Below are 26,411 nucleotides of genomic sequence, written 5' to 3' on the forward strand. Positions count from 1 at the left end.
GGATAGCACGATGACCTTTCACCAAGCCAAGGGGCTGCGTCCCATCCGGCGCTCTACCTTGAACCGTGTCAGCGCGCTGGGAGTCGCGCTGATGCTGGCCTGCGCTCCGGCGCTGGCTGCCGCACCGGCGGAAAAACCGGTGGGCGCCACCGTGGCACCGGCCGCTGCGCCGGCAGGCCTGTCGGTGGCCAAGATCGATTTCAAGCGTGGCGATGACGGCGCCGGGCGCCTGATCGTGCAGTTCGACGGGCAGGGCGCGATCCCTGACCTGCGCACGCAGGGCAACAGCGTGGTGGTCGACGTCGGCAATGCCCGACTGCCGGCCAACCTGCAGAAGCCGATGAACGTCACCGACTTCGCCACGCCGGTACAGCGCATCGACGCCAAGCCGTCCGGTGCCGGCACCCAGCTGGTGCTGAGTACCGGCGGTGCAGTGGAGTCGCTGGCCTACCAGAGCGGCAACGAGTACGTGGTCGAGATCAGCCCGCGGCAGGCCCAGGCCGCCGTCGGCGCGGTCACCGCCGGCAGCGTCACCCAGGCGGCCAAGGCCGTCGGCCAGCGCGGCTTCACCGGCAAGCCGGTGACCTTCAACTTCCAGGACGTGCCGGTGCGCACCGTGCTGCAGTTGATCGCCGAGGAGTCCAACCTGAACGTGGTTGCGTCCGACTCGGTGCAGGGCAATGTGACCCTGCGCCTGGTCAATGTACCGTGGGACCAGGCGCTGGACATCGTCCTGCGCGCCAAGGGCCTGGACAAGCGTCGCGACGGCAGCGTGATCTGGGTGGCGCCGCAGGCTGAACTGGCCAAGTTCGAGCAGGAGAAGGAAGACGCGCGCATCGCCATCGAGAACCGCGAAGACCTGCAGACCGACTACATCCAGATCAACTACCACAGCGCCACGCAGATCTTCAAAGCGCTGACCGAGGCCAAGGGCATCGGTGGCAGTGGCGGTGGTGGCAGCGGTGGTGGTTCGGGCAGCTCGTCGCAGGAAGACAGTGGCTTCCTGTCCTCGCGCGGCCGCATCGTGGCCGACGAGCGCACCAACACGCTGATGATCAGCGATATCCCGAAGAAGATCGCGCGCATGCGCGAGCTGATCAACGTGATCGACCGCCCGGTCGACCAGGTGCTGATCGAAAGCCGCATCGTCATCGCCACCGATACCTTCGCCCGCGAACTGGGCGCGAAGTTCGGTGTCAGCGGCAGCCGTGACAACGTGTACTTCAGCGGCAGCCTGGATGCCAATGCCGAGACCCGCAAGTCGCAGGTCGCAACAGACCTGGCCAACGCCAAGGCCGAGCGTGACTGGGAAGCCGGTGGCCGGGTCGGCCCGCCGCCGGTGAAGTCCGGCTCGGCGATCACCCGTGGCCTGAACTGGAACCTGCCGGTGGCCGCCGCCAGCAACCCGGGTTCGCTGGCACTGTCGATCCTCAATGCCGGCTACCTGCTGGACGTGGAATTGTCGGCCATGCAGCAGGAATCGCGAGGCGAGGTGATCTCCAACCCGCGCGTGGTCACCACCAACCAGCGCGAAGCGATGATCAAGCAGGGCAAGGAGATCGGTTACGTCACCATCAGCGGTGGTACCGCTGGCGGCGTGGCGACGCCGAACGTGCAGTTCAAGGAAGTGGTGCTGGAGCTGAAGGTCACTCCGACCATCACCAACGACAACCGCGTGTTCCTCAACATGCAGGTGAAGAAGGACGAAGTCGACCAGCTGATCCAGCTGGAGGGCTACGGCACCGTGCCGTCGATCAACCGCCGCGAAGTCAATACCGCGGTGCTGGTCGAGGACGGGCAGACCGTGGTGATCGGTGGTGTCTACGAGTTCACCGATCGCAACAGCATCAGCAAGGTGCCGTTCCTGGGCGACGTGCCGTTCCTGGGCAACCTGTTCAAGAAGCGCGGCCGCAACAAGGACAAGGCCGAACTGCTGGTGTTCGTCACCCCGAAGGTGCTGCGCGTGGCCAAGCAGAACTGAGCCACCGCTCCGAAGTCTTCGAAGAAGGGCCGCCCTGTGCGGCCCTTCCTCGTTTCCGCCGGTAGATCCACGCCATGCGTGGATGCGCTGTTCAGCCGTTCTTGATGCCAATCGCAAGGCACCCTGCGATGATGTCGGGAACCCGTGCCGTCCTGCGCCGGTCAAAGGCCCCCATGAACCTGCCACCGCCGATGCCCGAAACTGTCTCGCCGCCGCCCGCGCCGGCAACCTCCCGCCTGCATGCGGCATTCACCCAGCTGCGCGATGCGTTGTCGACCGAGATCGTCGGCCAGGCGGCCCTGGTCGAACGCCTGCTGATCGCGTTGCTGGCCGACGGCCACCTGCTGGTGGAGGGCGCGCCGGGCCTGGCCAAGACCACGGCGATCCGTGCACTGGCCTCGCGCCTGGAAGCAGACTTTGCCCGCGTGCAGTTCACCCCCGACCTGCTGCCGGCCGACCTCACCGGCACCGAGATCTGGCGCCCTCAGGAGGGCCGCTTCGAGTTCGTGCCTGGCCCGATCTTCCACCCGATCCTGCTGGCCGACGAGATCAACCGTGCGCCGGCCAAGGTGCAGTCGGCGCTGCTGGAAGCCATGGGCGAGCGCCAGGTCACGGTTGGCCGCCATACCTATGCGCTGCCGCCGCTGTTCCTGGTGATGGCCACGCAGAACCCGATCGAGCAGGAAGGTACCTTCCCGCTGCCGGAAGCGCAGCTGGACCGCTTCCTGATGCATGTGCGCATCGGTTACCCGGACCAGGCCGCCGAATCGGAGATCCTGCGGCTGGCCCGTGAGCGTGCCCGTGGCGCATTGGGTGAGGCCGCGCCGGCGCCGGACAAGATGCCGATGCAGGACGTCTTCGACGCCCGCCGCGAAGTGCTGGACCTGCACATGGCACCGGCGCTGGAGCGCTACCTGATCGAACTGGTGCTGGCCTCGCGTGATCCATCGCGCTACGACGCCGGCCTCGGCCGCCGCATCGCATGGGGGGCAAGCCCGCGCGGTTCCATCGCACTGGAACGCTGCGCCCGCGCGCGGGCGTGGTTGGCTGGCCGTGACTTCGTCACGCCCGACGACGTGCGCGCGGTCGCCGCCGACGTGCTGCGCCATCGCGTGCTGCCCAGCTATGAAGCCACCGCCGAAGGCTGGGACGGCGAGCGCCTGGTGCAGGAGCTGCTGGCCCGGGTGCCGGCACCCTGAGCCTGCGCATGACCGATCCATCCGTGGAACAGGCACCGTCTGCGCTCGAAGGTGACGGGCTGCGCCCGCAGCTGGCCGAACTGGTCGCGCTGCGCCGGCTGGCACAGCGTCCGCCGCCGCCGCGCCGTGGCCGCACCGGCAACGCGGGCCAGGCACCGTCCCCGCTGCGCGGCCGCGGCATGGAGTACGCCGAGTCGCGCGAATACGTGGCCGGCGACGACGCGCGCCACATCGATTGGCGTGTGACGGCGCGCACCGGTCGCGCCCATACCAAACTGTTCCAGGCCGAACGCGAACGGGTCAGCCTGATCGTGGCCGATACCTCGCCGGCGCTGTACTTCGGCACCCGCGTGCGCTTCAAATCGGTGCAGGCTGCACGCGCCGGTGCTGTTGCCGCGTGGTCGGCGCAGCGCCGTGGCGACCGCGTGGGCGCATTGCGTGGCAGCGACCGCGAAGCGCCGATCGCTCCGGCAGGTGGGCCACGCGGCGTGCTGCGCGTGCTCGACGCGCTGACCCGCTGGTACGCACAGCCGCCAGCCGACGATCTGGGCCTGGAGCGCGCGCTGGACCATGCCGGTCGCGTGCTGCGCCCGGGGGCACGCATGCTGGTGCTGGCCGATCCGCAGCAGGCCATCCGCATTCCACCGGCGCGCTGGAGCGCGCTGGCCCAGCATCACGACCTCAGCCTGGTGCTGCTGGTCGATCCACTGGAACTGCACCCCCCCTCGGCGGCGTTGCAGTTCCAGACCGCACAGCAGCGCATCGGCCTCGACCTGCGTCGCAGTGAAGTGCAGGCCCATTGGCAGGCACACTTCGTCCAACCGCTGCAGGAACTGCGGCGCCAGCTCGGCGCACGCCGTGTCGACGTACAGGTGCTGTCTACCGATGCGCCCAGCGACGCCTGGCTGGCGCCGTCGCCGACCGAGGTGCCGGCATGAGCGCCGCGCTGCCGTTGCGCGATGTGCAGCTGCCGCCAGCACCGTCATGGTGGCCGCCAGCCCCTGGTTACCTGATGATCGGCGCGGTGGTCGTGCTGTTGCTGCTGGTGATCGCCGTAGTGATGTGGCGACGTCGCCGCCGCCGCCAGCGCTGGTTGCAGCTGTTCGATCAGGAACTGGCAATCGCCCCCGACGCTACAGCCGAACTGGCGGCCATCGCGGGACTGCTGCGCCGTGCCGCACGCCATGCGAAGCCGGGCAGCGAATCACTGCGCGATGACGCCTGGTGGCAACGCCTGGACCCGCAGGGCACGTTGCCCGATGCGCGCCGCAGCCTGTTGGCCGAAGGCGCCTATCGCCCGCGCGTCGACAGCAACGACGTGGCCGCTGTGCGCAGCTGGGCCCGCGAACGCTATCTGGCGATGCTGCTGGAGCGGCGCCGATGAACCTGCTGGCAAGTTACTGGCCATGGCCGGACCTGCAGCTGGCGTGGCCGCTGGCCCTGCTGGCCCTCCCGATGCCGCTGCTGATGCGCTGGTGGAAGCGCCGTGCAGAACCCGGCGCCGCACTGCGTGTGCCCTATGCTGCCGCCGAGCTCGAAGCCCTGTCTGGTGGCGGCCGTGTTGACGCGTCGTGGCTGCGCACGCTGCTGCTGTGGCTGGGCTGGTGTGCACTGTGCATCGCGCTGGCACGACCGCAGCAGCTGGGCGAAGCCATCACGCCGCCGCAGCAGGGGCGGCAGATGATGCTGGCGATGGATGTGTCCGGCAGCATGGGCGAGGGCGACATGGTGCTGGGCGGCCAGGCGGTCGATCGCCTCACCGCGGCCAAGGCCGTGCTGGCCGACTTCCTGGATCGTCGTGCCGGCGACCGCGTTGGCCTGCTGATCTTCGGCGACCGCGCCTATACGCTCACGCCGCTGACTGCGGACCTGGCCAGCGTGCGCGATCAGCTGCGCGACAGCGTGGTCGGCCTGGCCGGGCGCGAGACCGCCATCGGTGATGCCATCGGCCTGGCGGTCAAGCGCCTGCGTAGCCAGCCGGAGGGGCAGCGCGTACTGATCCTGTTGACCGATGGTGTCAGCAATGCCGGTGTGCTGGAACCCCTGCGCGCTGCGGAAGTCGCACGCGCCGAAGGCGTGCGCATCCACACGGTTGCGTTTGGCGGCGATGGCAGCATGCGGTTGTTCGGCATTCCGATTTCCACCGACCAGGATCCGGTCGATGAGGCCACTCTGAAGAGGATCGCCAGCATGACCGGCGGCCAGTTCTTCCGCGCGCGTGATACCGCGCAGCTGGCCGGGATCTACGCCGAGCTCGATCGCCTGGAGCCAGTGGCCGCAAAGGGCCCGAGCCTGCGCCCTCGCGAGGAACGCTATGCGTGGCCATTGGCCCTGGCATTGCTGCTGGGCGCATTGGCATGGCTGTGGCCGGAGCGTCGCCGATGATCGCGTTTGCTTCGAGTCTTCCCGACTGGAACGCGCTGCACTTCCTGCGGCCCGCCTGGTTGTGGGCACTGCTGGCGCTGCCGCTGATCATCGCGTTGGCGCTGTACCGGCAACGGCGCAGTGATGCGTGGCGGCAGGCGGTGGATGCACATCTGTTGCCACATCTGCTGGCCGCCGGCGCGAAGCGTCGCGTGCGCCTGCCATGGGCGCTGCTGCTGGGCTGGACACTGGCATCGCTGGCGATGGCCGGACCGAGCTGGCGGCAGCAGGCGCAACCGATGTTCCAGGCCAGCGCACCGCTGCTGGTGGTACTGGACCTGTCCAGCCGGATCAACGCAACCGATCTGCCACCGTCGCGCCTGCTGCAGGCGCGCGCGAAAGTGGGCGAGCTGCTGCGCGCGCGCCAGGGCGGGCAGGTGGGCCTGGTGGTGTATGCCGATGATGCCTACACCGTGGCGCCGCTGACTGATGACGGCCGCAATGTTGCGCTGTATCTGGATGCGCTGTCGCCGGACGTGATGCCACGCGATGGCCAGCGTGCCGACCGCGGCATCGACTGGGCAACACGGCTGATGCGGCAGATCGGTGCGCTGCAGGGGCAGATCCTGCTGGCCAGCGACCAGGCGGATGGTGAAGCTGCACTGGCGGCAGCGCAGGCACGCAGCCTGGGCCTGCAGGTGTCGGTGCTGGGCCTGGGCACGCCTGCCGGTGCGGCCTACCGCGATGGCAGTGGGCAGATCCGCCAGGCTGCGCTGGATGAGGGCAGCCTGCGCGCGGTGGCCACTGCCGGTGGCGGCCGCTATGCACGCATCTCCGCCGATGACAGCGATCTGCGTGCGCTCGGTGTACTCGACGCGCGCGAAGGCACGGCGGCGCAGCGGCCGGGCGAAGGCAAGCAGTGGCGTGACGAAGGCTTCTGGCTGCTGCCGCCGGTGATGCTGCTGGCATTGCTGGCCTTCCGCCGTCGTGCGCTGCTGGCCGCGGTGCTCGCAGTCGGCCTCGTGCCATGGATGAATGACGCGCAGGCGCAGGCACCTGCGACGCAGGCCTCGCAACCCGCGCAGGGCACGCTGTGGAAGCGTAGCGACCAGGCGCAACATCAGCGCCTGGCCGAGGGGGTCCAGGCTTACCGCAAGGGCGACTTCGCCACTGCGCGCAGGCAGTTCGAGGGTGTCGACAGCGATGCCGGCTGGTACAACCTGGCCAACACGCTGGCACGCGAAGGCAACTACGACGAAGCGATCGCCGCCTACGACCGCGCGCTGGCGTTGCATCCCGGCATGGCCGATGCGGTCGCCAACCGTGCCGTGGTCGATGCGGCGCGCAAGCGCAAGCAGTCGGGTGGCAAAGGCCAGGATCAGCAGAAGCCACCGCAGAACGGGCAGCAGAAGCAGCAGAACGATGCCCCGGGCCAGCAGAACCCGCAGGGCCAGAAGCCGCAGCAGGGCCAGCAGAATCCCGGCCAGGGCCAGCCGCCGTCGGGCCAGCAGGGGCAGCCCAAGGCGGGTGACGACAAGAACCCGTCGAGCCCGCAGCCCGGCGAGCGCGGCCGCGATGGCCAGCAGGCGCCACCACAGGTGGAGGATGCCAAGGCACAGGCCCAGGCCGATGAGCAGCAGCGCCAGCGGATGCAGCAGGCGATGCAGCAGGCACGCGAGGGCGAGGCTGGCAAGGACGGCAAACCCGTACCGGGGGGGGAGGGCCGCACGCCGCGCGAGCGCGAGGAGCAACAGGCGGTGGAAGCGTGGATGCGGCGTGTGCCGGATGATCCGGGCGCGCTGCTGCGGGCCAAGTTCCAGCTGGAAAACGAACGCAGGAAGAGGGAAGGGCGATGACGCGGGCGATCAACATGCACGGGCGCTGGTCACGGCCGGTACTGGCGGCGCTGTTGCTGTGGCTGCCGCTGCTGGCCTGGGCGCAACCACGCGCCTGGCTGGACCGCGACCGCATCGCGATGGGTGATACGGTCACCCTTAATGTCGAGAGCGATCAGGGCGCTCCCGACTTCACGCCATTGCGCACCGACTTCGACCTGAGCGGCCAGACCAGCAGCCGCCAGGTGGAATGGAGCAATGGCAGCATGCAGCAGCGCAACCTGTATGGCGTGGCGCTGACGCCGCGGCGCAGTGGTGCGCTGGTGGTACCGGGCCTGCAGGTGGGCAGTGTGCGCACTGCGCCGCTGACGCTGCAGGTCGATGCGGCCGCCGTGGCCGGGCCTGACAGCAATGCGATGGCCTTCATCGAAACCGTTGTCGATGACGATACGCCGTACGTGCAGCAGAGCGTGGGCGTGGTGGTGCGGTTGTATTTCGCCTCGCAGCTGGCCTCCGGCGAGCTGGTGCTGGATACCCCGGCGGGCGCGTCGTTGCAGCGCGTTGGCGACGACCGCACAGATGTGCGCCAGGTCAACGGGCGCCGCTACAACGTGGTCGAACGACGTTTCCTGCTGATCCCCGAGCGCAGCGGCGCGTTGCGGCTGTCCGGTGCGCGTTTCAGCGGGCGCAGCGCCGGAGGTTTCTTCGATGACTTCTTCGGGGGCGGCGATGGCCGCATGAATGCCACTGGCGCAGACCGCACGTTGCAGGTGCAGGCACAGCCGGCACAGGCGCCGCAGCCGTGGTTGCCCCTGCAGAGCCTGCAGCTGCGCTACACCAGCGCGCCCACCACTGCCCGTACCGGCGAGGCAGCCAACGTGGTGGTCGAAGCGGTTGCCGAAGGCGCCACCCGTGCACAGTTCACCGACCTGCCGGTCCCCGATGTCGGCAACGCAGCGCAGGTGTTTGCCGAACCGGCACAGTACGAAGAGACCTTCAACGGCAGCACGCCGCGCCTGAAGATCACCCGCCGCTATTCGATCGTGCCGCGCCAGCCGGGTTCGCTGGTGGTGCCGGGACCACGCCTGCCCTGGTGGGATGTGCGCAACGGCAAGGCACAGGAAGCCAAGCTGCCGGACCTGACGCTGGCCGTTGCGGCCGGTACCGGCGCTGCCACTGCCTCGCCGGCAGCGCTGCCACCGATCGACACCGCTGCCGCGCTGCCGGGCAGCGATGGACAGGATGCGCGTATCGCCGCGACCGATCCACGCGCCAGCGGCCTGTCCGAGCGTCCGTGGCCGTGGATGGCGGCGGCCATTGGCCTGGCGCTGCTGTGGCTGCTGACCCTGTTGTGGGGCTGGCAGCGAGGCCGACGCCCGCGTGTGGCGGCGCCTGCAGCCGGCACGCCCTCCGTGCCGACCGTGGTGAGCGGACGCGCGGGCCTGGCCGAACTGCGCCGCGCGCTGGATGGTGAGGGTTTCGATCAGGTGGAGGCGCGTCTGTGTGCGATGGCGGGCGTGGAGCGCATCGAGCAGGTGATCGCCCGGCTGGATGACCCGGCCCAGCGCCAGGTGTTGCTGGACCTGCAGCAGGCGCGCTGGGGCGGGCAGGGCGAACTGGCCCCGTTGCGCACGCGCCTGCGTGAGGTCTTCCGTGACGGACCGCACTGGTCGGTGGCTACGGGTGCAGCAGAAACTGGCCTGGCGCCGTTGTATCCAACGCGGCGAACCTGAACCGGCGCCGCTTGCGCGCTTTGTTAGAGTGCATTCATTTTTCGAGGAAACCCGCGTATGACAGCAGCTGCTGCCGACAAGAAGAAGTTGCCCCTGCATTGGAAGATGGGCATCGGCTTTGCGATCGGCCTGGTCCTGGGACTGATCGTGCATGCCCTGGGCGGCAGCGTCGATGGTCTGCAGGCCGGTGCCAAGTGGGTCATGGACTACGTCACCACCCCGGCGTCGGGCCTGTTCCTCAACCTGATCTTCATGCTGATCGTGCCACTGATCTTCTCGGCGCTGATCATGGGCGTATCGGAGATGGGCGACATCCGCGCCCTCGGCCGCATCGGCTGGAAGACCCTGGCGTATACCGTGCTGCTGTCCGGCATTGCCGTGGGCATCGGCCTGGTGCTGGTCAACCTGCTCAAGCCGGGCGCGGGCGTCGATCCGCAGGTCGCCGCCATGATGCTGTCGGAGAACGCCGAGCGCAGCAAGGAAATCGTCGCTGGCATCCATGGCACGCCGAAGGGCATGGACATGCTGCTGTCGATCGTGCCGAGCAACGTGCTGCAGGCCGCGTCGGACAACGGTGCGATCCTGTCGCTGATGTTCTTCGCGCTGATGTTCGGCATCGGCATGGTGCTGACCGACAACGAGAAGGTTGCCCCGCTGCGCCGCGCCATCGAAGGCGTGTTCGAAATTTCGATGACCCTGATCAACCTGGTCATCCGCCTGGCCCCCTATGCGGTGGCCTGCTTCATGTTCAACCTGGCCGCGCTGTTCGGCTTCGAGCTGATCATCCGCCTGGGCGCCTACGTGGGCGTGGTGGTGCTGGCACTCGGCCTGCACATGGTGGTGACCTACGGTACTGCCGTATGGCTGTCTGGCCGCTCGCCGCTGTCGTTCTTCCGCGATACCCAGGAAGCGACGGTGATGGCGTTCTCCACCGCCTCCAGCAACGCCACCCTGCCGACCGCACTGCGCGTGGCCGACCAGATGGGCCTGCCGCAGCGCGTGTCGCGCTTCGTGCTGACCGTGGGCGCCACCGCCAACCAGAACGGCACCGCGCTGTTCGAGGGCGTGACGGTGATCTTCCTGGCCCAGTTCTTTGGCGTGGACCTGAGCATTGGCCAGCAGATCATGGTGATGGCGGTCTGCATCCTTGGCGGCATCGGCACTGCTGGTGTGCCGTCGGGCTCGCTGCCGGTGGTGGCGATGATCTGCGCGATGGTCGGTGTGAATCCGCTGGGCATCGGCCTGATCCTGGGCGTGAACCACTTCCTGGACATGTGCCGTACCGCGCTGAACGTGACCGGCGACCTGGCTCTGACCACGCTGGTGGCCAAGGGCGAGTCCCATGACGGACCGGCGCTGGGCACGCCCCTCGATTGAACGCGCCCTGAATGCCATGGATACTATCCCGACGCATGGAAGGCGTCGGGATTGGCGCCGTGCGAAAGGGAGCAGAAATGAGGATTTCGTACGTGATGGTCGCCGCCCTGGGCCTGCTGGCTTTCGACGCCAGTGCCCAGAAAGCCTGTGAAACCAACTACACCAAGACCGGCAGCTTCTTCGCCGGGCGCACCTTCACCACCTGGGACGTGGTGCCCACCGTTACCCCGGCCGACGCTCTCAAGCGTATCCAGATCGAGGGCGTGAAGTCGGGCCTGAAGGTGGCCAGCGTGGACAAGGACCTGGGGATGCTGACCCTGGAACAGAACGTCCAGTTCAATGGTGGCCAGACCACCCTGCCGTGGAACGTGCTGGTTGAAGCCGAGGGCAAGGGTTCCAAGATCACCGTGACCAAGACCACCCCGGCCACCTACGCCACTGGCGAGGACTTCCAGAAGAAGTCGATGTGTGGCGTGATCGAGGCCGCCGCGCCCAAGTAAGGGGTTGGCGGGACCAGATCCCTTTCACTGGCAAGGGATCTGGTCCTACGCCTCAACCCGGCCCCGGGTCTGTGGGACAATAGGCCGCCCGCACGTCCGCGGCCGCCTCCCGATTCCGACAGAACCATGACGCAGCCTACCCGTCGCCAGTTGGCCAACGCCATCCGCTTCCTTGCCGCCGATGCGGTTGAAACCGCAAAGTCCGGCCACCCCGGCATGCCCATGGGCATGGCCGACATCGCCGAAGTCCTCTGGAACGACTACCTCCGCCATAACCCGAGCAACCCGCACTGGTTCAACCGCGACCGTTTCGTGCTGTCCAACGGCCACGGTTCGATGCTGCAGTACGCGCTGCTGCACCTGAGCGGTTACGACCTGCCGATCGAGCAGCTCAAGCTGTTCCGCCAGCTGGGCAGCCACACCGCCGGCCACCCGGAGCGCCACGAGACCCCGGGCGTGGAAACCACCACCGGCCCGCTGGGCCAGGGTTTCGCCAATGCCGTCGGCTTCGCCCTGGCCGAGAAGCTGCTGGCACAGCGCTTCAACCGCCCGGAGCTGGAAGTGGTCGACCACCGCACCTGGGTGTTCATGGGTGATGGCTGCCTGATGGAAGGCGTGTCGCACGAAGCCGCCTCGCTGGCCGGTACCTGGGGCCTGCACAAGCTGGTCTGCTTCTGGGACAACAACCACATCTCCATCGACGGCAACGTCGAGGGCTGGTTCACCGACAACACTCCGGAGCGTTTCGAGGCCTACGGCTGGAACGTGGTGCGCGACGTCGATGGCCATGACCCGGAAAGCATCAAGGCCGGCATCGAGGCCGCGCTGTCGCAGAGCGACAAGCCGACCCTGATCTGCTGCCGCACCACCATCGGCTTCGGTTCGCCGAACAAGGCGGGCAAGGAATCCAGCCACGGTGCCCCGTTGGGCAAGGACGAGCTGGAAGCCACCCGCAAGCAGCTGGGCTGGGAGTACGGCCCGTTCGAGATCCCGCAGGCGATCTACGATGGCTGGCGCGCCAATGGCGCCGGCACCCTGCGCCAGGCCGAGTGGGAGCAACTGTTCGACAAGTACGCCAGCCAGTATCCGGCTGAGGCGTCCGAGCTGACCCGCCGTTCGCATGGCGAGCTGCCGGCCGACTTCGTTGCCAAGGCCGATGCCTACATCGCCCAGGTGGCCGCTGAAGGCCCGACGATCGCCTCGCGCAAGGCCTCGCAGCTGGCCATCGAAGCCTACGCGCCGCTGCTGCCGGAAATCGTCGGTGGCTCGGCTGACCTGGCGCACTCCAACCTGACCCTGTGGAAGGGCAGCACGTCGGTTGCCAGCGACGACGCCAACGCCAACTACGTGTACTACGGCGTGCGCGAGTTCGGCATGACCGCCATCGCCAATGGCCTGGCCCTGCACGGTGGTTTCATTCCGTTCGACGCCACCTTCCTGGTGTTCAGCGATTACGCCCGCAACGGCGTGCGCATGAGCGCGCTGATTCCGGCCCACGCCATCCACGTCTATACCCACGACTCGATCGGCCTGGGCGAAGACGGCCCTACCCATCAGCCGGTGGAGCACCTGGCCTCGCTGCGCTACATCCCGAACAACGACGTGTGGCGCCCGTGCGATGCGGTCGAGTCGGCCGTGAGCTGGAAGGCCGCGATCACCCGCCAGGACGGCCCGAGCTGCCTGGTGTTCAGCCGCCAGAACCTGCCGCACCAGCCGCGCAGCGCCGAGCAGATCGCCCAGATCGAGCGCGGCGGTTACGTGCTGGCCGATGCTGCCGGTACCCCGGACGTGATCCTGATCGCCACGGGCTCGGAAGTCTCGCTGGCTACCGAAGCCAAGGCCCAGCTGGATGCGGCCGGTATCAAGACCCGCGTGGTCTCGATGCCGTCCACCGACGTGTTCCTGCGCCAGGATGCGGCCTACCGTGAAGCGGTGCTGCCGAACGCAGTGCGCAAGCGCGTGGCCGTGGAAGCCGGCGTCACCGGTTTCTGGCGCCAGTTCGTCGGCCTGGACGGTGCGGTGATCGGTATCGACACCTTCGGTGCCTCGGCGCCGGCCGACCAGCTGTACAAGCACTTCGGCATCACCACGGCGCACGTGGTGGAGGCCGCCAAGGCGCTGTAAGCAGCCTCTCGGCGCAACAAAGGAAAGGCCGGCGCAAGCCGGCCTTTCTCGTTGCCGGAAGAAAAAGGGGACGGAGGGAATTAAGTCGTTTGTGCACAAACGACTTAATTCCCTCCGTCCCCTTTTTCTCAGGCGGTACGCGCCAGCGCCAGCCGCAGCAGCCGCGCGTCCAGGCGTTCGGCGAAGTCTTTCGGTGCCTGCAGGCCCATGCGCTGCAGGTACACGGCATCGCCGTCGCCGGCCGGTTGCCGCAGCGCTGCCCAGACGGTGCGCAGCTTGTCGCTGCGGGTCTGCGTGTTGGCCTTCAGCCACGCCAGCGCTTTGACCAGCACCTGCTCGATCTCGTTGAAGTCGCTGCCCAGCGGGTAGTCCGGCAGGCTGCCATCGGCACGGAATGGAGCCAGTGCCGCGGCCAGTGCCTGCGGCGTGTTGCGCTGCTGGCGCTGCGGGTCGGGCTGGGACACCGCCAGCAGCTTGCGCGAGGCGTGTGCCTGCTGCAGCAGATCGCCCTGGAAGGGCGCTTCAGTGATCGCGGTCATCGCATGCACGCAGTCTTCGTCGGTCAGGCCGCGCAGATCGGCGATGCCGTACTCGTTGAGGTAAATGTCGCGCAGGTGGCGCGGGATGGTGGTGTGGCCGTAGTTCCAGCGCACGTTCGATTCCCGGCGGCCCTTGTCATCGCGTGCGGCACGGAACATCAGCACGCTGCGCGCTTCCGGCAGGGCATGTGCCATCGCCACGAAGTTGTACTGGCCGCCCACGCCGGACACCACGCGTCCATCGTCCAGCGCGTCCGACACCGCCGCGCCGAGCGCGGTAGCCATCATGCAGGAATTGAAGAAACGCGCATGGCGGCGCTGCAGGCGCTCCAGTGCCTCGTTACCGCCATACAGCTGGTTGATCTCGCTGATGCGGCGCATGCCGATCGCACGGCATTCGTCTTCCGGCAGCGTGCGCAGCCACTCGTAGAACTCCGGTGAGCCCAGGTAGAACGCACCGTGCAGGTACTCGCCTTCGGCGGCCAGGGTGGCATGGTCGATGGACAGCGTGCTGCCATTTTCGATGCGTTGCATCAGCGCCAGGTCGTCGTGCACCTTGCGCTTGATCACCCCGGTCTGCACCAGCCTGCGGAAGCCCTCGTTGAGCATCTCGCTGCAGCCGTACAGTCCCACTTCGAACGGGTCCACGCCGCCGATCTCCTGCACCAGCGGGTGGCTGGCCAGCTGCGGATCAAGTGCATGCAGCACGCGGCGATAGCGCGCGTTGTCGGTGTGGCGCAGCACCAGCGCATGGCTGAGCGCGTCGGCCAGCGTGCCGATGCCGATCTGCAGGGTGCCGCCGTCGCGCACCAGGGTGCTGGCATACAGGCCGATGGCGTAGTCGGCATCGCCGACCGGCTGCCGCGGCAGCCCGAACAGCGCCGGGTACGGTGGCGGTGGGGTGATCACCAGATCGAAGAACGACACATCGACCGTCGCCGAGCCGGCCAGGTAGGGCAGCTGCGGATCGATCTCGGCGATCAGCAACGGGCGCGGCAGGCCGCGCGCGGTCATCGCATCGAGCGTGTCCTGGGTGATGTCGTTGTTGCACGACAGCGAAAGCCGGCGGTCATTCGGCCGCATCGCCACCTTCTGCACGATCACCTGCGGTGCGCGCTGAGCGACCGCATCGGCGGCGTGGGTGTAGTTCAGGCTGGTATAGCTGGATTGCGCCTGCCGCGAACCGAGCAGGGCGCCGGACTGCATGTAGAACTCTTCCACCTGCACGTGCGCTGGCAACGCGTCGCGCGCGATCGCATCGGCATAGGCCAGGCGCGGGAAATCGTCGCCGAAGTGGCGCTGCGCAAACGGCGCCAGGAAGCGTGCCTCCAGGCCGTTGCCACGCGCCTTCGGCGGATTCAACGACAGCGCGGTATACAGCTGCAGCGGCCGTGAGGGATCGTGCTCGACGCGCGCATACAGGGCGTTGAGCAGCCGATGTGGCTTGCCCAGCGCCAGCGGTGCCCCGATCCGCAGCGGCCCGTCCACGCGCGCTAACAACCAGTCGACGGCGGCGTCCAGGTCGGTGAGGTGTTCGGTCATGCGTGGCGGTCCTGCGTGCGGGGGAGTGCGGGCATTACAGCATGTCGGGCTTGAACCGCCGTCGACGCGAGACTTCCACGCCGGACACCATGAACTGCCCGTCGCCGCGGTAACGCACCGTGCGCGGCAGTTTCGGCCGGGACGCAACATGGGCGCGCACGATCTCCCAGATGAACAGGTTGCTCGACGCCACCTGGCTGTCGTCGTACAACCGGCATTCGAAGTTCGAGTGGCATTGCCCGACCAGCGGCGCACCGACCTCGCGCGCGGGCAGCGCATCGAGCCCGAAACGGGCGAACTTGTCGACCTCGCGGCCGCTGCAGTTGCCGATGTCCACCACGGTATCGAGCAGTTCCACGCCGGGTACGTTGATCACGCACTCGCCACTGCCGACGGCCAGTGCATGGCTGTGGTTTTCATTCCACAGGTAGGTGGCGACCAGCGACGGCGAGAAGCCCATCACCATGTGCCAGCCCATCGTCATCAGGTTGCGCTGGCCGCGCCAGGCGGTGCTGACCAGCACGATCGGGCCGGGTTCGAGGAAGCGTCGGGCCTGCTCGACCGGGAATTCCTTCTTGGGAAGCGCTTTCATCCGAAGCCTCGGCCGGGAGTGCTCGATGCTGGCGCAAAGCCGATGAATCCGGAGTCGAGGGGCTTGACAGGAGGTTCGATTACGCGCGTAATCAGATTATCGATTACGGATGTAAACCATGACCCCGATCAGCGAAGCCGAAGCCGTTGTGATGGAGGTGCTGTGGCAGCAGGCACCGCGCAGCGCCGATGATGTGGTGGCTGCGCTGGCTCACCGCGACTGGGCCGAGCCGACCATCAAGACCCTGCTCAACCGCCTGCTGACCAAGGGCGCCATCGCCGCTGAGCGCGATGGCCGGCGTTACCTGTACCGGCCGCTGCTGCAGCGTCAGGCGTGGGTGGAGGCGCAGAGCCGGGACTTCATCGGCCGTGTCTTCGAAGGCCGCGTGGCACCGCTGGTGGCGCACTTCAGCGAACGTGGCCAGTTGAGCGCGCAGGACATTGCCGAACTGAAGAAGCTGATCCAGGAGCTGGATCATGACTGAGCTGCTCGGCGGACTATGGCAGGCCAGCCTGTGGCTGGCGGCAGGCGTGATCATGCTGGCCGTGCTGCGTCCGTTGCTGCTGCGGCTGGGCGGCGTTGGACTGGCCTATCGCAGCTGGTGGTTGCTGCCGATGCTGCTGTTGGCGCTGATGCTGCCGCTGCCGCAGGTTGCGCTGTTGCAGCAGGTACCGACGTTGCCGCTGAAAGTGATGCCCGGTGCCATCGATGCGCTGGGCCGGCCGTCGCTGCCATGGGGTGGGCTGTTGCTGGCGCTGTGGGCGACGGGCGCAGGTGCCTGCCTGTTGCGCGACCTGCGCGCGCAGCGTCGCTTCGAACGGCGCATGGGCCAGCTGACGCCGCGCACCGATGGCAGCTGGCAGGCCAGTGGCGACCCCGGCCTGCCCGCGCTGGTCGGGTTGTGGCGGCCGCGCATCGTGGTCGGTCCTGACTTCGATCAGCAGTTCAGCGCGCAGGAACAGAGCCTGATCCTGCTGCACGAGCGCAGCCACCGCCGCAATGGCGATCACTGGGCCAATGGTGCGTTGCTGCTTATGCGTGCGGTGTTCTGGTTCCACCCGCTGGTGCCCTGGGCCGCACGCTGCTTCCTGCGCGACCAGGAACTGGCCTGCGATGCCCGCACCATCGCCCCGCAGCCTGCGCTGCGCGGGCTTTACGCCAGCACGCTGCTGAAGGCGCAGCTGGTCCACCCGGTTGCGCCAGCGGTCTGCCATTGGCGCAGCCAACCCGTGTTGAAGGAGCGTATCGCCATGTTGAAGCAGTCCAAGCGGAAGGCATTGCCGTGGGTATCGGGGCAGGTGCTGGTCGTCGGGTTGTGCCTGGGAATGGGCGCAGTAGCGTGGGCCAGCCAGGGCGATGCGATGGCCGGCCGACCGGCAGCGGCGGTCACGGATCGGGAGATCCAGGTCGTCAAGATGCCACCGCCCTCCTATCCCAGGTCCGCGTTCGAGCAACGCCAGGTGGGCGTGGTGAACCTGCGCGTGGAAGTGGACGCCAGCGGCCAACCCACCGATGTCAGGGTGCTCAGTGCCACCAATCCGGGCGTGTTCGACGCGGTGTCGATCACCGCAGCGCGCAGCTGGACCTATCGGCCGGCGATGAAGAACGGCAAGCCGGTGGCAGGCGCAGTGAAGATTCCGATCACCTTTGCGATGGACAACAGCGAGGACGCCCAGTGAAGTCCGCGCCGCCGCTCGTGGTGGCAGCGCTGATGGTGGGGTGTGCGAGCCAGGAACGGCTGGCCACCGTGCACACCCGCAGCGAGAATGTCGGCCACCAGCGACTGCAGCTGCAGGCGGGCGGTGGCAGTGGGCAGTTGCAGGCGTATTCGCTGGGTGCGACCGAGGGCTACCGGATGCCGCAGTTGTACGCGGCACCGGACCCGGAGGTCGGCGATCGTGACCCGCGTGCGGAACTGGCGCCGACCACGATCTGCCTGCAGGTGGTGGTTGATGCCAACGGCGTCGTCGAGCGCAGCCTGCCATTGACCGATCGCCCGGAGTGCGCGGCAGGTGCTGCGGGCGAGAATGCGCCCCTGCTGCAGGCTGCGCAGGAGGCCGTGGCGATGTGGAAGTACTCGTCCGCAGCGGTCTGCCACTTCGCGGCTGGCAAGGTGCCTGCCGACCGCGGTGACTGCCGGGGCGCCGAACGGGTCGAGCCGGTGGCGGTCACCCTGCAGTACGCCTTCACCTTCGAGATCGTGAAGGGCCAGCATGTGGTGCGCACGCAGGGAAAATGAACGCTCGCGGTCCGTGATGGAAACCGATGGCGCCGGGCTCTGCCCGGCGTACGTCAGGCCCCGCCCTGGATGTTGGCCTTCACCGCCGGTTGCATCAGCTTCGGTTCTTCCAGCGTAGCATCGCGGGCCTGGCGCACGCTGACGAACTCCGCCTCGGCCACGCCGTCATGCACGTGGATGTTGTGCGCGCGCTGTTCGCCGATGGTGGTTTCGTTGGCGAAATCACGCCCGCCCGGGCCGTAGTCGTGGCAGACGAAAACCCGGGTGGTATCGGGCAGCGCCAGCAGGCGCTGGATCGAGCGATACAGCTGCGCGGCATCGCCACCCGGGAAATCGCAGCGTGCGGTGCCGCCGTCGGGCATGAACAGCGAATCGCCGGTGAACAGCGCATCGCCGATCAGGTAGGCGATGCTGTCGCTGGTGTGGCCGGGCACGGCGATCACCTGTCCTTGCAGCTCGCCAATGGCAAAGGTTTCGCCGTCGCTGAACAGGTGATCGAAGATCTCATCGGTGGCCGGAAGCTGCAGGCCATAGCGCGGCGCGAACGTGGCCTGCACCGCGCGGATACCTTCACCGATGGCCAGCGTGGCCTGCGGGAAGCGCTGCTTGAGCCGGCGCCCGGCCGACACGTGGTCCGCATGGGCATGGGTTTCCAGCAGCCAGCGCAGCTGCAGGCCTTGCTGCTCGATGGCCTGCAATGCGGCATGCAGCGGCGCTTCACTGCTGGCGTCGGTATCCGGGTCGTAGTCCAGGACCGGATCGATCAGCGCCGCCTCGCCGCTGGCCGGGTCGCTGACCAGGTAGCTGAAGGTATTGCTGTCACGGTGGAAGAACGACTGCACCTGGACCGGCATCGGAACTCTCCTCAGCGCGTGCCGAGCACGCGGTTCAGCAACTGCGCCAGGTTCTCGCCGGCCAGTCGCAGCTGCGCTTCAGCCAGCGGCCGGTAGCGCTCGGTGTATTCGTCACCGATTTTACGCGTGGCCGGATAAACGCCAGCTTGCATGGAAATGCGGCAGCTGGCCTCGGCCCAGGTCTGTGGGTCGCGCTGCGGGTTGGACTGGCGCGCCAGCTTCGGTGCGCGCTGGCTCTGCAGCAGCGGCAGGTAGCCGGCGTCGTCCAGCTTGCGGGTGTTGAGCATGCCGCTGTCCCACAGCGAGTGCAGGTTGGTACCGCGGTTGCCGAACTGCAGCTGGAAATCGTTGCCGCCCTTGTCATGAGCGTAACCGGCATGCATCGGCTGGTGGATGTCGCCGACCAGGTGCACGACGAACTTCAGTGCCTGCAGGCGCTCGCCATCGGTCAGGCTGCGGTCGCCCAGGATGGCGCTCTGTGCTTTCAGGGCCTCGACGATGCAGTTGCCGTTCCTGCAGTGCTTCGGTGCTTCGTAATGGCAGTCGTCTTCGGCGATGTTGACGTAGTGCCAGCCGGCCGAACGACGGCCCAGGCCGGGGTCCTTGGCGCGCAGCTGGTCGGCCCACGGCGCGATGCTGGCCAGGGTGGCGTCCGCTTCGGTGGCCAGCAGGCGGTCCACTTCGGCGCGGGCGGCGGGGTTGAGGCGGGCGTCGGCGACTTCGGCAACCAGGCGGTGGCCTTGCGCGCCCCAGGCATGGGCGGGGGCGGAGACGGACAGCAGGGCCGGCGCCAGGGCGGCGGCGAGGAACAGGGAGTGCAGGGCTTTCATGCACATATTCTAGCGGGGTAGGTGGATTGAAGAGCGGCGCGTTGCTGTCTGCTGGGGACTGGCTGCAGGGGCAGGCGCTGCGGGACACGCTGCAAGTACGTCCCTGTAAGCTCGGCCGCGGCATTCATGCCGCGGACGGTCCCGCAGCGCCTGCCCCTGCAGCCCCATCCAACATGGCTGCGGAGGCGGATGCAAACGTCAAAGGCAACATCAAGAACAAATGCAGGATCAAAATCCGCCTTTTGCAATTGCAGGCAACCATTACGCCTCGGATGTACAGGCTCTGCTCCCCGCCTCGCCCCAGCTCCGGAACCGCTTCAGTCCCAGCAACAAAAAAAAGCCCCGGCAATCACCGGGGCAACATGCTGCGAGGGTTTTGCGTATAGCGGGGGAGCGGGGGGGCGAAGCCCCCCGCACTCAACACGCCGCTTTAGAACTTGAAGACGTACGAAGCGCCGTAGACCAGCGGATCGATGTTGACGGTGCCGATCTTCTCGCCGTTCAACTTCACCTTGCTGTCGATGTCGATCCAGCGCATGTCCACGCGCAGGGCGCCCTTCTCGCCGATCGCGAAGTCGATGCCCGCATGCGCGGCCAAGCCCCACGAATCCTGCAGCTTCAGCTTGCTGCCGGCCAATGCACCGGTGGTATCTTCGCTGAAGAAGGTGGTGTAGTTCACACCTGCACCGACGAACGGCGACACCTTGCCCTTGCTGTTGAAGTGGTACTGCAGGGTCACCACCGGCGGCAGCTGCTTGGTGCTGCCGACGCGGCCCAGGCCGTTGATGTTGATGTCGTGCTTGAACGGCAGCGCGGCCAGCACTTCGATGCCCAGGTTGTCGGCGATGAAGTACTCGCCGGTGATGGTCGGCTTGACGTCGTTGTCGACGTCGACCTTCAGGGTGCCGCCGGCCAGCCAGCCGTTGTTCGACTTCGGCGCCACCTGGTGCACGCCGGCCGAAACGGTCCAGTCGCCCTTGGACTGGGCCATGGCCGGGGCGGCGGCGAGGGACAGGGCGGCGGCCAGGCTGGCCACGATCAGGGAGGAGGTCTTGCGCATGGGGGTGTTCTCGTTGCTGGGTGGATGGCGACAGTCTCGGCCTCACGCCGCGCTAACGCTTTGATCCGGATCAAATCCTGTCCGCCGACCTGCTGGCGGCCCGGCCTGGCCCACGGTGGCCAGCCACGGCCTGCTAGACTTGTGGGCCCTATCCATCCCGCCGCACCCGTCGCGGCTGCAGGAGCTTGAGAAATGGCAATCAAGGTTGGTATCAACGGTTTCGGTCGCATCGGGCGTAACGTCCTGCGCTCGGCGGTGCTGAACTTCGGCGACGACATCGAAATCGTGGCCATCAACGATCTGCTGGAGCCGGATTACCTGGCCTACATGCTCAAGTACGACTCCGTGCACGGCCGCTTCAAGGCCGATGTGGCGGTGCAGGGCAACGACCTGCTGGTCAACGGCAAGAAGATCCGCCTGACCCAGGAACGCGACCCGGCCAACCTGAAGTGGGACGAAGTCGGCGCCGACGTGGTGCTGGAAGCCACCGGCCTGTTCCTGACCAAGGAAACCGCGCAGAAGCACATCGATGCCGGCGCCAGGAAGGTCATCATGTCGGCCCCGTCGAAGGACGACACGCCGATGTTCGTGTTCGGCGTGAACGACAAGACCTATGCTGGCCAGGCAATCATCTCCAACGCGTCGTGCACCACCAACTGCCTGGCTCCGCTGGCCAAGGTCATCAATGACAAGTGGGGCATCAAGCGCGGCCTGATGACCACCGTGCATGCGGCCACCGCCACCCAGAAGACCGTCGATGGCCCGTCCAACAAGGACTGGCGCGGCGGCCGTGGCATCCTGGAAAACATCATTCCCTCGTCCACCGGTGCGGCCAAGGCCGTCGGCGTGGTCATCCCGGAACTGAACAAGAAGCTGACCGGCATGAGCTTCCGCGTCCCGACCTCGGACGTGTCGGTGGTCGACCTGACCGTCGAGCTGGAGAAGGAAGCCACCTACGCCGAGATCTGCGCTGAAGTGAAGGCACAGAGCGAAGGCGCGCTGAAGGGCATCCTCGGCTACACCGAAGACAAGGTCGTGGCCACCGATTTCCGCGGCGAGACCTGCACCTCGGTGTTCGACGCCGACGCCGGCATCGCCCTGGACGGCACCTTCGTCAAGCTGGTGACCTGGTACGACAACGAGTGGGGCTACTCCAACAAGTGCCTGGAAATGGCCAAGGTCATCGCCGCCAAGTAAGGCCGGTGTAGATCGCAGACGGACCCCGGCCTGGCCGGGGTTCGTCGTTTATGGGACCCACCCTGTCGTAGCATGGGGCGGTCGACCGCCGCCGCTGGGGCGCGGGATCGCATTGGAAGCACGCAATGGAAGCACTGATAGCCCTGGTCGTACTGGTTCTTCTGGCCATCCCGCTGTTGCTGGTGGTCGCGCTGGTGATGATTGCCGGCCTGCGCCGCCGCGTCGCTGCGCTGGAAAGCGCGATGGCCGCCGCGCCGGCCGCCGTCAGGCCGGCCGCCACCGCACCCGCGCCTGAACGGCCTGTGGCCGCACCTGCCGCCAGCGCCGATCCGCCGTTCCTGCGGCCGGCCGCCGCTGCTGCTGCTGCGCCTCAGCCCCCGCAGCCACCGGTGCGCGAAGCAACGGCCACCGAGGTGCCTGTCCCCCGTCCTGCTGCGCCACCGCCGGTGCCGCCGGTGCCGGTGCAGCCGCCGCTGCCTTCCGAACCGGCACTGCCCAATGTCATCGAGCGTGGCGTCGGTGCGGTCAAGCGCTGGTTCACCGAAGGCAACGTGCCGGTCAAGATCGGCATGCTGGTGCTGCTGGCCGGTGTCGCGGCACTGCTGAAGTACGTCAGCGACCAGGGCTGGCTGGTGTTGCCGATCGAACTGCGCCTGGCCGGCATCACCGTGGCTGCGCTGGGCCTGCTGGCGTTCGGCTGGCACCAGCGCGAGCGCCGGCGCCTGTTCGCGCTGGCGTTGCAGGGCGGTGCCATCGGCGTGCTGCTGCTGACCATCTTCGCGGCATTCAAGCGCTTCGACCTGATTCCCCCGGGCGTTGCCTTCGCCAGCTCCATTGCACTGGTGGCCGGGCTGTGTGTGCTGGCGGTGGTGCAGAACTCGCGCACGCTGGCCGTGCTGGGCATCCTGGCCGGCTTCATGGCACCGCTGTGGTTGTCCACCGGCAGCGGCAACCACGTGGGGCTGTTCAGCTATTACGCCGTGCTCAATGCGGGCATCTTCGCCATTGCCTGGTTCCGCCCATGGCGCGCGCTGAACCTGCTGGGCTTCGCCTTCACCTTCGGCATCGGCACCTTCTGGGGCGTGCTGCAGTACGCACCGGACAAGTTCAGCAGCACTGAGCCGTTCCTGGTGCTGTTCTTCGTGTTCTACCTGCTGATTCCGCTGCTGTACGCGCGCCGGCAGCCGGCCGGCCGGCGCGACCTGATCGATGGCAGCCTGGTGTTCGGCACGCCGCTGGTCGCCTTCTCGCTGCAGGCGGGCATGCTGCACGCGCAACCGATGACGCTGGCACTGTGCGCGCTGGGCCTGGCCGCGATCTACGCGGTACTGGCACGGGCGCTGATCGCACGCGCGTCGTACACCATGCTGGCGCAGTCGCATGCCGTGCTTGCGGTGGGCTTCGCCACGCTGGCGGTGCCGCTGGCGCTGTCGGCGCGCGCCACCGGTGCCGTGTTTGCACTGGAAGGTGCTGGCCTGGCGTGGTTGGGGCTGCGCCAGAAGCGGTGGCTGCCGCAGGTCTCCGGCGCGTTGCTGCAGATCGGCGCCGCATTCGCCTTCGTTGCCGGTGGCGACCACTGGCACGAAGACCTGCGCTTCCTGATCAACCCGACCGCCGTTGGCGCGCTGTTGCTGGCCCTGGCCGGCTTCGCGTCGGCGTGGAGCTACCAGCGCAGGCCGCGTCATGAGGTCGCACTGGTGTATTACCTGTGGGGCCTGCTGTGGTGGCTGGGCGGCCTGGTCCATGAGATCACCCGCTTCTTCCCTTACCGCACCGAAGTGGACGCGTTGCTGGTGCTGGCCGCGGTCACTGCCTGGCTGGCGGCCGAAGCGCAGCGTCGGCAGCCAGCGCGTGCGCTGGGCGTGACCGCGCTGGCCATGCTCGCGCTGGGCTTCCCGCTGGCCCTGATGCAGAGCGATGCACACCACCAGCCGTTCGCCGGCCACGGCGCGCTGGCCTGGACGGTGTTCGCGGTACTGGGCGTGCGTACCCTGCTGTGCCTGCGCCAAGGCGGCGATACCGTGGCCCGCATCGCGCAGTTCCTGTGGTGGCTGCTGTGGCCGTCGCTGCTTTCGTTGCTGGCCTTGTGGGGTAGTGGCGAGGCCGGCCTGGCGCAGGGTTGGACGACCCTGCTGGTGACCTTGCCGTGGCTGCTGATGGCGGCGCTGTCGCTGTGGCGCTGGAACGCATTGCGCTGGCCGCTGGGCGCGGCCTTCGACAGCGCGCGCGTCCCGCTGCAGTGCGTGCTGTTCGGCCTGCTGGCGATCGGTTGGCTGCTGGGCCAGCTGCTGCCGGGCGACGCCGCACCGCTGCTGTGGCTGCCGGTGCTGAATCCGGCCGAGATCGGCCAGTGGCTGAGCCTGCTGCTGCTGGCGCGCTGGCTGTACGGCAGTGAGGCACCGCAGGCATTGCTGAACATCCGCATGCCGCTGCTGGCACTGGCGGCCTTCCTCGCGTTGACCAGCCTGGTGCTGCATGGCGTACACCAATGGGGTGGACTGGCGTGGAATGCCTCGATGATGCGCTTCAGCCTGGCGCAGACCAGCCTGACCGTGTTGTGGAGCGTGCTGGGTGTGATTGCCTGGGTGTGGGGGTCGCGTCGCAGCCAGCGTGTGTTGTGGATGGTCGGTGCCGTGCTGATGGGCGTGGTGCTGGCCAAGCTGGTTATTGTCGATCGCCAGCACCTGGGCAACCTGCTGGGCATCGCATCGTTCATCGCCTACGGCCTGCTGTGCACGGTCGTGGGTTATCTGGCACCGGCACCGCCAAGCGCGGCGCCGACCGTGGAGGAATCGCAATGAGGAAGTGGAGCAGGGCGCTGCTGCCGGCGATGTTCGGCATGCTGGCCGCCGTCGTGGTACAGGCGGCTGATTACCGCACGCAGTATGCCGAGCAATGGCCGCTCACATTGTCCAGTGCGCAGTCCGGTGCCTACCGTATCGTGCTGGAGCCGGCGATCTACCGCCGTGCCGTGACCGCCGATCTCAGCGATCTGCAGGTGTTCAACGCGGCCAGCCAGTTGTTGCCGTCGGCACTGCTGGCGCCGGACCAGCCGCTGGCGCAGTCGCCGGTGCAGCGTGAACTGCCGTGGTTCGTGCTGCCGCCGCTGGCCGATGCACAGCGCAACGACCTGCAGCTGCTGACCGAGCGCGATACCGATGGGCGCGTGCGCCGGGTCGAAGCGCGGGTGGGTGGCGGGGCAGGGTCGAGCGGGCAGGGCGGCTGGCTGATCGACGCCAGCATGCTCGATCAGCAACCGCTGGCGGCACTGGTGCTGGACTGGAACGACAGCGGCCAGCCGCTGCAGGTGCAGGTGCAGCTGGATGCCAGTGACGACCTGCAGCACTGGCGATCGATTGGCCGCGACGTGCCGCTGGTGGATCTGCAGCGCGCCGGCAAGCGCCTGCTGCAGCGCCGCCTGCAGGTGGACGGCGCTGCACGCTACCTGCGCATCCTGGCGCAGGGCGACTCGCGCCTGCCGACCCTGCGCGGCGTACTGGCGGAACTGCCGCCAGCACCGGCCACGCTGCCCTGGGAATGGCTGTCGCTGGAGCCGACGTCGTCGGGCAAGGGCGAGTACACCTTCGAGATGGATGGCCGGTTCCCGGTGGCACGTGCCGATGTCGCCAGCACCGATAACAGCCTGGTGCAATGGACGCTGTTCAGCCGCGATGACGAGAGTGCGGAATGGCAACGTCGCAGCGCGCCGTGGATCGCCTACCAGGTGCAGCAGGGCACGCAGGGCCAGCGCCAGCAGTCGGCGGCACAGCCGCTGGGCGGGGTGCACCGCGACCGCTACTGGAAACTGGTGGCGAATCCGGCGGAAACCGCCACCGCGCCGACGCTGCGCCTGGGTTACCAGCCGGAAGTGCTGGTGTTCCTGAGCCAGGGCGCGGCGCCCTACGCACTGGCGGTGGGCAGCGCGACCGCGCGCCGCACGGACGCGCCGATCGGGGTGCTGATCGAGGAACTTCGGCAGCGCAACGATCCTTCGTGGCAGCCAACACTGGCGCGCCTGGAAGGCAGCCCGGAGCTGCTGGCCGGCGATGCGGCGCTGAAGCCGCAGCGCGATTGGAAATCGTGGTTGCTGTGGGCGTTGCTGGGCCTGGGCGTACTGGTGGTGGGTGGCCTGGCGCTCAGCCTGCTTCGGCAGAAGCCTGCACCTTCGGAATAGGTTCCAGCGAACGGCGCAGCCCCTCGTGGGTGGCCGCGTAAAGCGAAGGCCGCGCTTGGCCGGGCGGGGTGGGTTCGTGGGGGACGCCGCAAGTACGTCCTTGTAGGCTTGGCAGCCGCATCCATGCGGCTGTCTGATCTGGCCCCCTGAAAACGGACGCCATGAAGCCGTTTCAGGCGGCAGCCCGGAGCTGCCGGGCGTAGTTGTTAGGCGAGTGGTAGCCCAGCGCCGAGTGTAGCCGGGCTGGATTGTAGAAGCCGTGGATGTAAGC

21 protein-coding genes are annotated in these 26,411 nt (G+C 67.7%); 16 read left to right on the top strand and 5 right to left on the bottom strand.

What is annotated here, in order from left to right; all coding sequences use genetic code 11:
* The first annotated feature begins 10 nt into the window (after nucleotides 1–10).
* From AC5P7X_RS02475 to tkt, 10 genes are all read left to right on the top strand, one after another.
* A complete protein-coding gene (locus AC5P7X_RS02475; protein ID WP_069139281.1) occupies nucleotides 11–1,981 on the top strand; it encodes a type IV pilus secretin PilQ in 1,971 nt (656 codons plus the stop codon).
* Between the two features lie 173 nt (nucleotides 1,982–2,154).
* On the top strand, nucleotides 2,155–3,180 hold the full coding sequence (locus AC5P7X_RS02480) for an AAA family ATPase (protein ID WP_005418911.1): 1,026 nt from the start codon (nucleotides 2,155–2,157) through the stop codon (nucleotides 3,178–3,180).
* Between the two features lie 8 nt (nucleotides 3,181–3,188).
* Nucleotides 3,189–4,118 carry a DUF58 domain-containing protein gene (locus tag AC5P7X_RS02485; protein ID WP_138952626.1) on the top strand — a complete coding sequence of 310 codons (930 nt, stop codon included), beginning with the start codon at nucleotides 3,189–3,191 and terminating at the stop codon, nucleotides 4,116–4,118.
* On the top strand, nucleotides 4,115–4,564 hold the full coding sequence (locus tag AC5P7X_RS02490) for a DUF4381 family protein (RefSeq protein ID WP_005418904.1): 450 nt from the start codon (nucleotides 4,115–4,117) through the stop codon (nucleotides 4,562–4,564). The genes AC5P7X_RS02485 and AC5P7X_RS02490 overlap by 4 nt, the downstream gene beginning before the upstream one ends.
* Complete coding sequence (locus AC5P7X_RS02495; protein WP_495214381.1) at nucleotides 4,561–5,565, top strand: vWA domain-containing protein; 1,005 nt, start codon at nucleotides 4,561–4,563, stop codon at nucleotides 5,563–5,565. The genes AC5P7X_RS02490 and AC5P7X_RS02495 overlap by 4 nt, the downstream gene beginning before the upstream one ends.
* A complete protein-coding gene (locus AC5P7X_RS02500) occupies nucleotides 5,562–7,400 on the top strand; it encodes a tetratricopeptide repeat protein (RefSeq protein ID WP_495214382.1) in 1,839 nt (612 codons plus the stop codon). Before AC5P7X_RS02495 ends, AC5P7X_RS02500 begins: the two co-directional genes overlap by 4 nt.
* Complete coding sequence (locus AC5P7X_RS02505) at nucleotides 7,397–9,112, top strand: BatD family protein (RefSeq protein WP_495214383.1); 1,716 nt, start codon at nucleotides 7,397–7,399, stop codon at nucleotides 9,110–9,112. Before AC5P7X_RS02500 ends, AC5P7X_RS02505 begins: the two co-directional genes overlap by 4 nt.
* Nucleotides 9,113–9,169: 57 nt before the next feature.
* Complete coding sequence (locus tag AC5P7X_RS02510) at nucleotides 9,170–10,489, top strand: dicarboxylate/amino acid:cation symporter (RefSeq protein ID WP_005418900.1); 1,320 nt, start codon at nucleotides 9,170–9,172, stop codon at nucleotides 10,487–10,489.
* Nucleotides 10,490–10,566: 77 nt separating this feature from the next.
* On the top strand, nucleotides 10,567–10,989 hold the full coding sequence (locus AC5P7X_RS02515) for a hypothetical protein (protein WP_235642201.1): 423 nt from the start codon (nucleotides 10,567–10,569) through the stop codon (nucleotides 10,987–10,989).
* A gap of 126 nt (nucleotides 10,990–11,115) precedes the next feature.
* Nucleotides 11,116–13,113, top strand: coding sequence for a transketolase (tkt, locus tag AC5P7X_RS02520; protein WP_372484429.1), 1,998 nt, complete (start codon nucleotides 11,116–11,118; stop codon nucleotides 13,111–13,113).
* A gap of 128 nt (nucleotides 13,114–13,241) precedes the next feature.
* On the opposite strand, the gene AC5P7X_RS02525 is transcribed toward tkt, so the two are convergent.
* Both AC5P7X_RS02525 and AC5P7X_RS02530 read right to left on the bottom strand, forming a co-directional pair.
* Entirely contained in the window at nucleotides 13,242–15,194 is a 1,953-nt protein-coding gene (locus tag AC5P7X_RS02525; protein ID WP_206620380.1) for an acetyl-CoA hydrolase/transferase C-terminal domain-containing protein, read from the bottom strand.
* A gap of 34 nt (nucleotides 15,195–15,228) precedes the next feature.
* Nucleotides 15,229–15,786 (bottom strand): flavin reductase family protein, encoded by a 558-nt coding sequence (locus AC5P7X_RS02530; RefSeq protein WP_495214384.1) that lies wholly within the window; start codon nucleotides 15,784–15,786, stop codon nucleotides 15,229–15,231.
* 118 nt (nucleotides 15,787–15,904) lie between these two features.
* On the opposite strand from AC5P7X_RS02530, the gene AC5P7X_RS02535 reads away from it, so the two are divergent.
* The 3 genes from AC5P7X_RS02535 to AC5P7X_RS02545 are packed head-to-tail and all read left to right on the top strand — an operon-like array spanning nucleotide 15,905 to nucleotide 18,025.
* Entirely contained in the window at nucleotides 15,905–16,270 is a 366-nt protein-coding gene (locus AC5P7X_RS02535) for a BlaI/MecI/CopY family transcriptional regulator (protein WP_171957501.1), read from the top strand.
* Nucleotides 16,263–17,465: a M56 family metallopeptidase gene (locus AC5P7X_RS02540; protein ID WP_206620381.1), complete on the top strand. Its 1,203-nt coding sequence runs from the start codon at nucleotides 16,263–16,265 to the stop codon at nucleotides 17,463–17,465. The genes AC5P7X_RS02535 and AC5P7X_RS02540 overlap by 8 nt, the downstream gene beginning before the upstream one ends.
* Nucleotides 17,462–18,025, top strand: coding sequence for a hypothetical protein (locus AC5P7X_RS02545; protein WP_495214385.1), 564 nt, complete (start codon nucleotides 17,462–17,464; stop codon nucleotides 18,023–18,025). The genes AC5P7X_RS02540 and AC5P7X_RS02545 overlap by 4 nt, the downstream gene beginning before the upstream one ends.
* 53 nt (nucleotides 18,026–18,078) lie before the next feature.
* On the opposite strand, the gene AC5P7X_RS02550 is transcribed toward AC5P7X_RS02545, so the two are convergent.
* The 3 genes from AC5P7X_RS02550 to AC5P7X_RS02560 form a co-directional block, all read right to left on the bottom strand.
* Nucleotides 18,079–18,879 carry an MBL fold metallo-hydrolase gene (locus AC5P7X_RS02550; RefSeq protein ID WP_206620382.1) on the bottom strand — a complete coding sequence of 267 codons (801 nt, stop codon included), beginning with the start codon at nucleotides 18,877–18,879 and terminating at the stop codon, nucleotides 18,079–18,081.
* 11 nt (nucleotides 18,880–18,890) lie between these two features.
* Complete coding sequence (locus tag AC5P7X_RS02555) at nucleotides 18,891–19,709, bottom strand: S1/P1 nuclease (protein WP_111201929.1); 819 nt, start codon at nucleotides 19,707–19,709, stop codon at nucleotides 18,891–18,893.
* A gap of 430 nt (nucleotides 19,710–20,139) precedes the next feature.
* Complete coding sequence (locus AC5P7X_RS02560; RefSeq protein ID WP_005418891.1) at nucleotides 20,140–20,769, bottom strand: OmpW/AlkL family protein; 630 nt, start codon at nucleotides 20,767–20,769, stop codon at nucleotides 20,140–20,142.
* A gap of 192 nt (nucleotides 20,770–20,961) precedes the next feature.
* On the opposite strand from AC5P7X_RS02560, the gene gap reads away from it, so the two are divergent.
* The 3 genes from gap to AC5P7X_RS02575 all read left to right on the top strand — a co-directional run bounded on the left by gap (nucleotide 20,962) and on the right by AC5P7X_RS02575 (nucleotide 26,140).
* Nucleotides 20,962–21,966 carry a type I glyceraldehyde-3-phosphate dehydrogenase gene (gene gap, locus AC5P7X_RS02565; RefSeq protein ID WP_005418885.1) on the top strand — a complete coding sequence of 335 codons (1,005 nt, stop codon included), beginning with the start codon at nucleotides 20,962–20,964 and terminating at the stop codon, nucleotides 21,964–21,966.
* A gap of 125 nt (nucleotides 21,967–22,091) precedes the next feature.
* On the top strand, nucleotides 22,092–24,767 hold the full coding sequence (locus AC5P7X_RS02570) for a DUF2339 domain-containing protein (protein WP_070489904.1): 2,676 nt from the start codon (nucleotides 22,092–22,094) through the stop codon (nucleotides 24,765–24,767).
* On the top strand, nucleotides 24,764–26,140 hold the full coding sequence (locus AC5P7X_RS02575; protein ID WP_053501263.1) for a DUF3999 domain-containing protein: 1,377 nt from the start codon (nucleotides 24,764–24,766) through the stop codon (nucleotides 26,138–26,140). The genes AC5P7X_RS02570 and AC5P7X_RS02575 overlap by 4 nt, the downstream gene beginning before the upstream one ends.
* Nucleotides 26,141–26,411 lie beyond the last annotated feature (271 nt).

It is taken from the genome of Stenotrophomonas sp. YJH_SMC_53, from assembly GCF_059369995.1.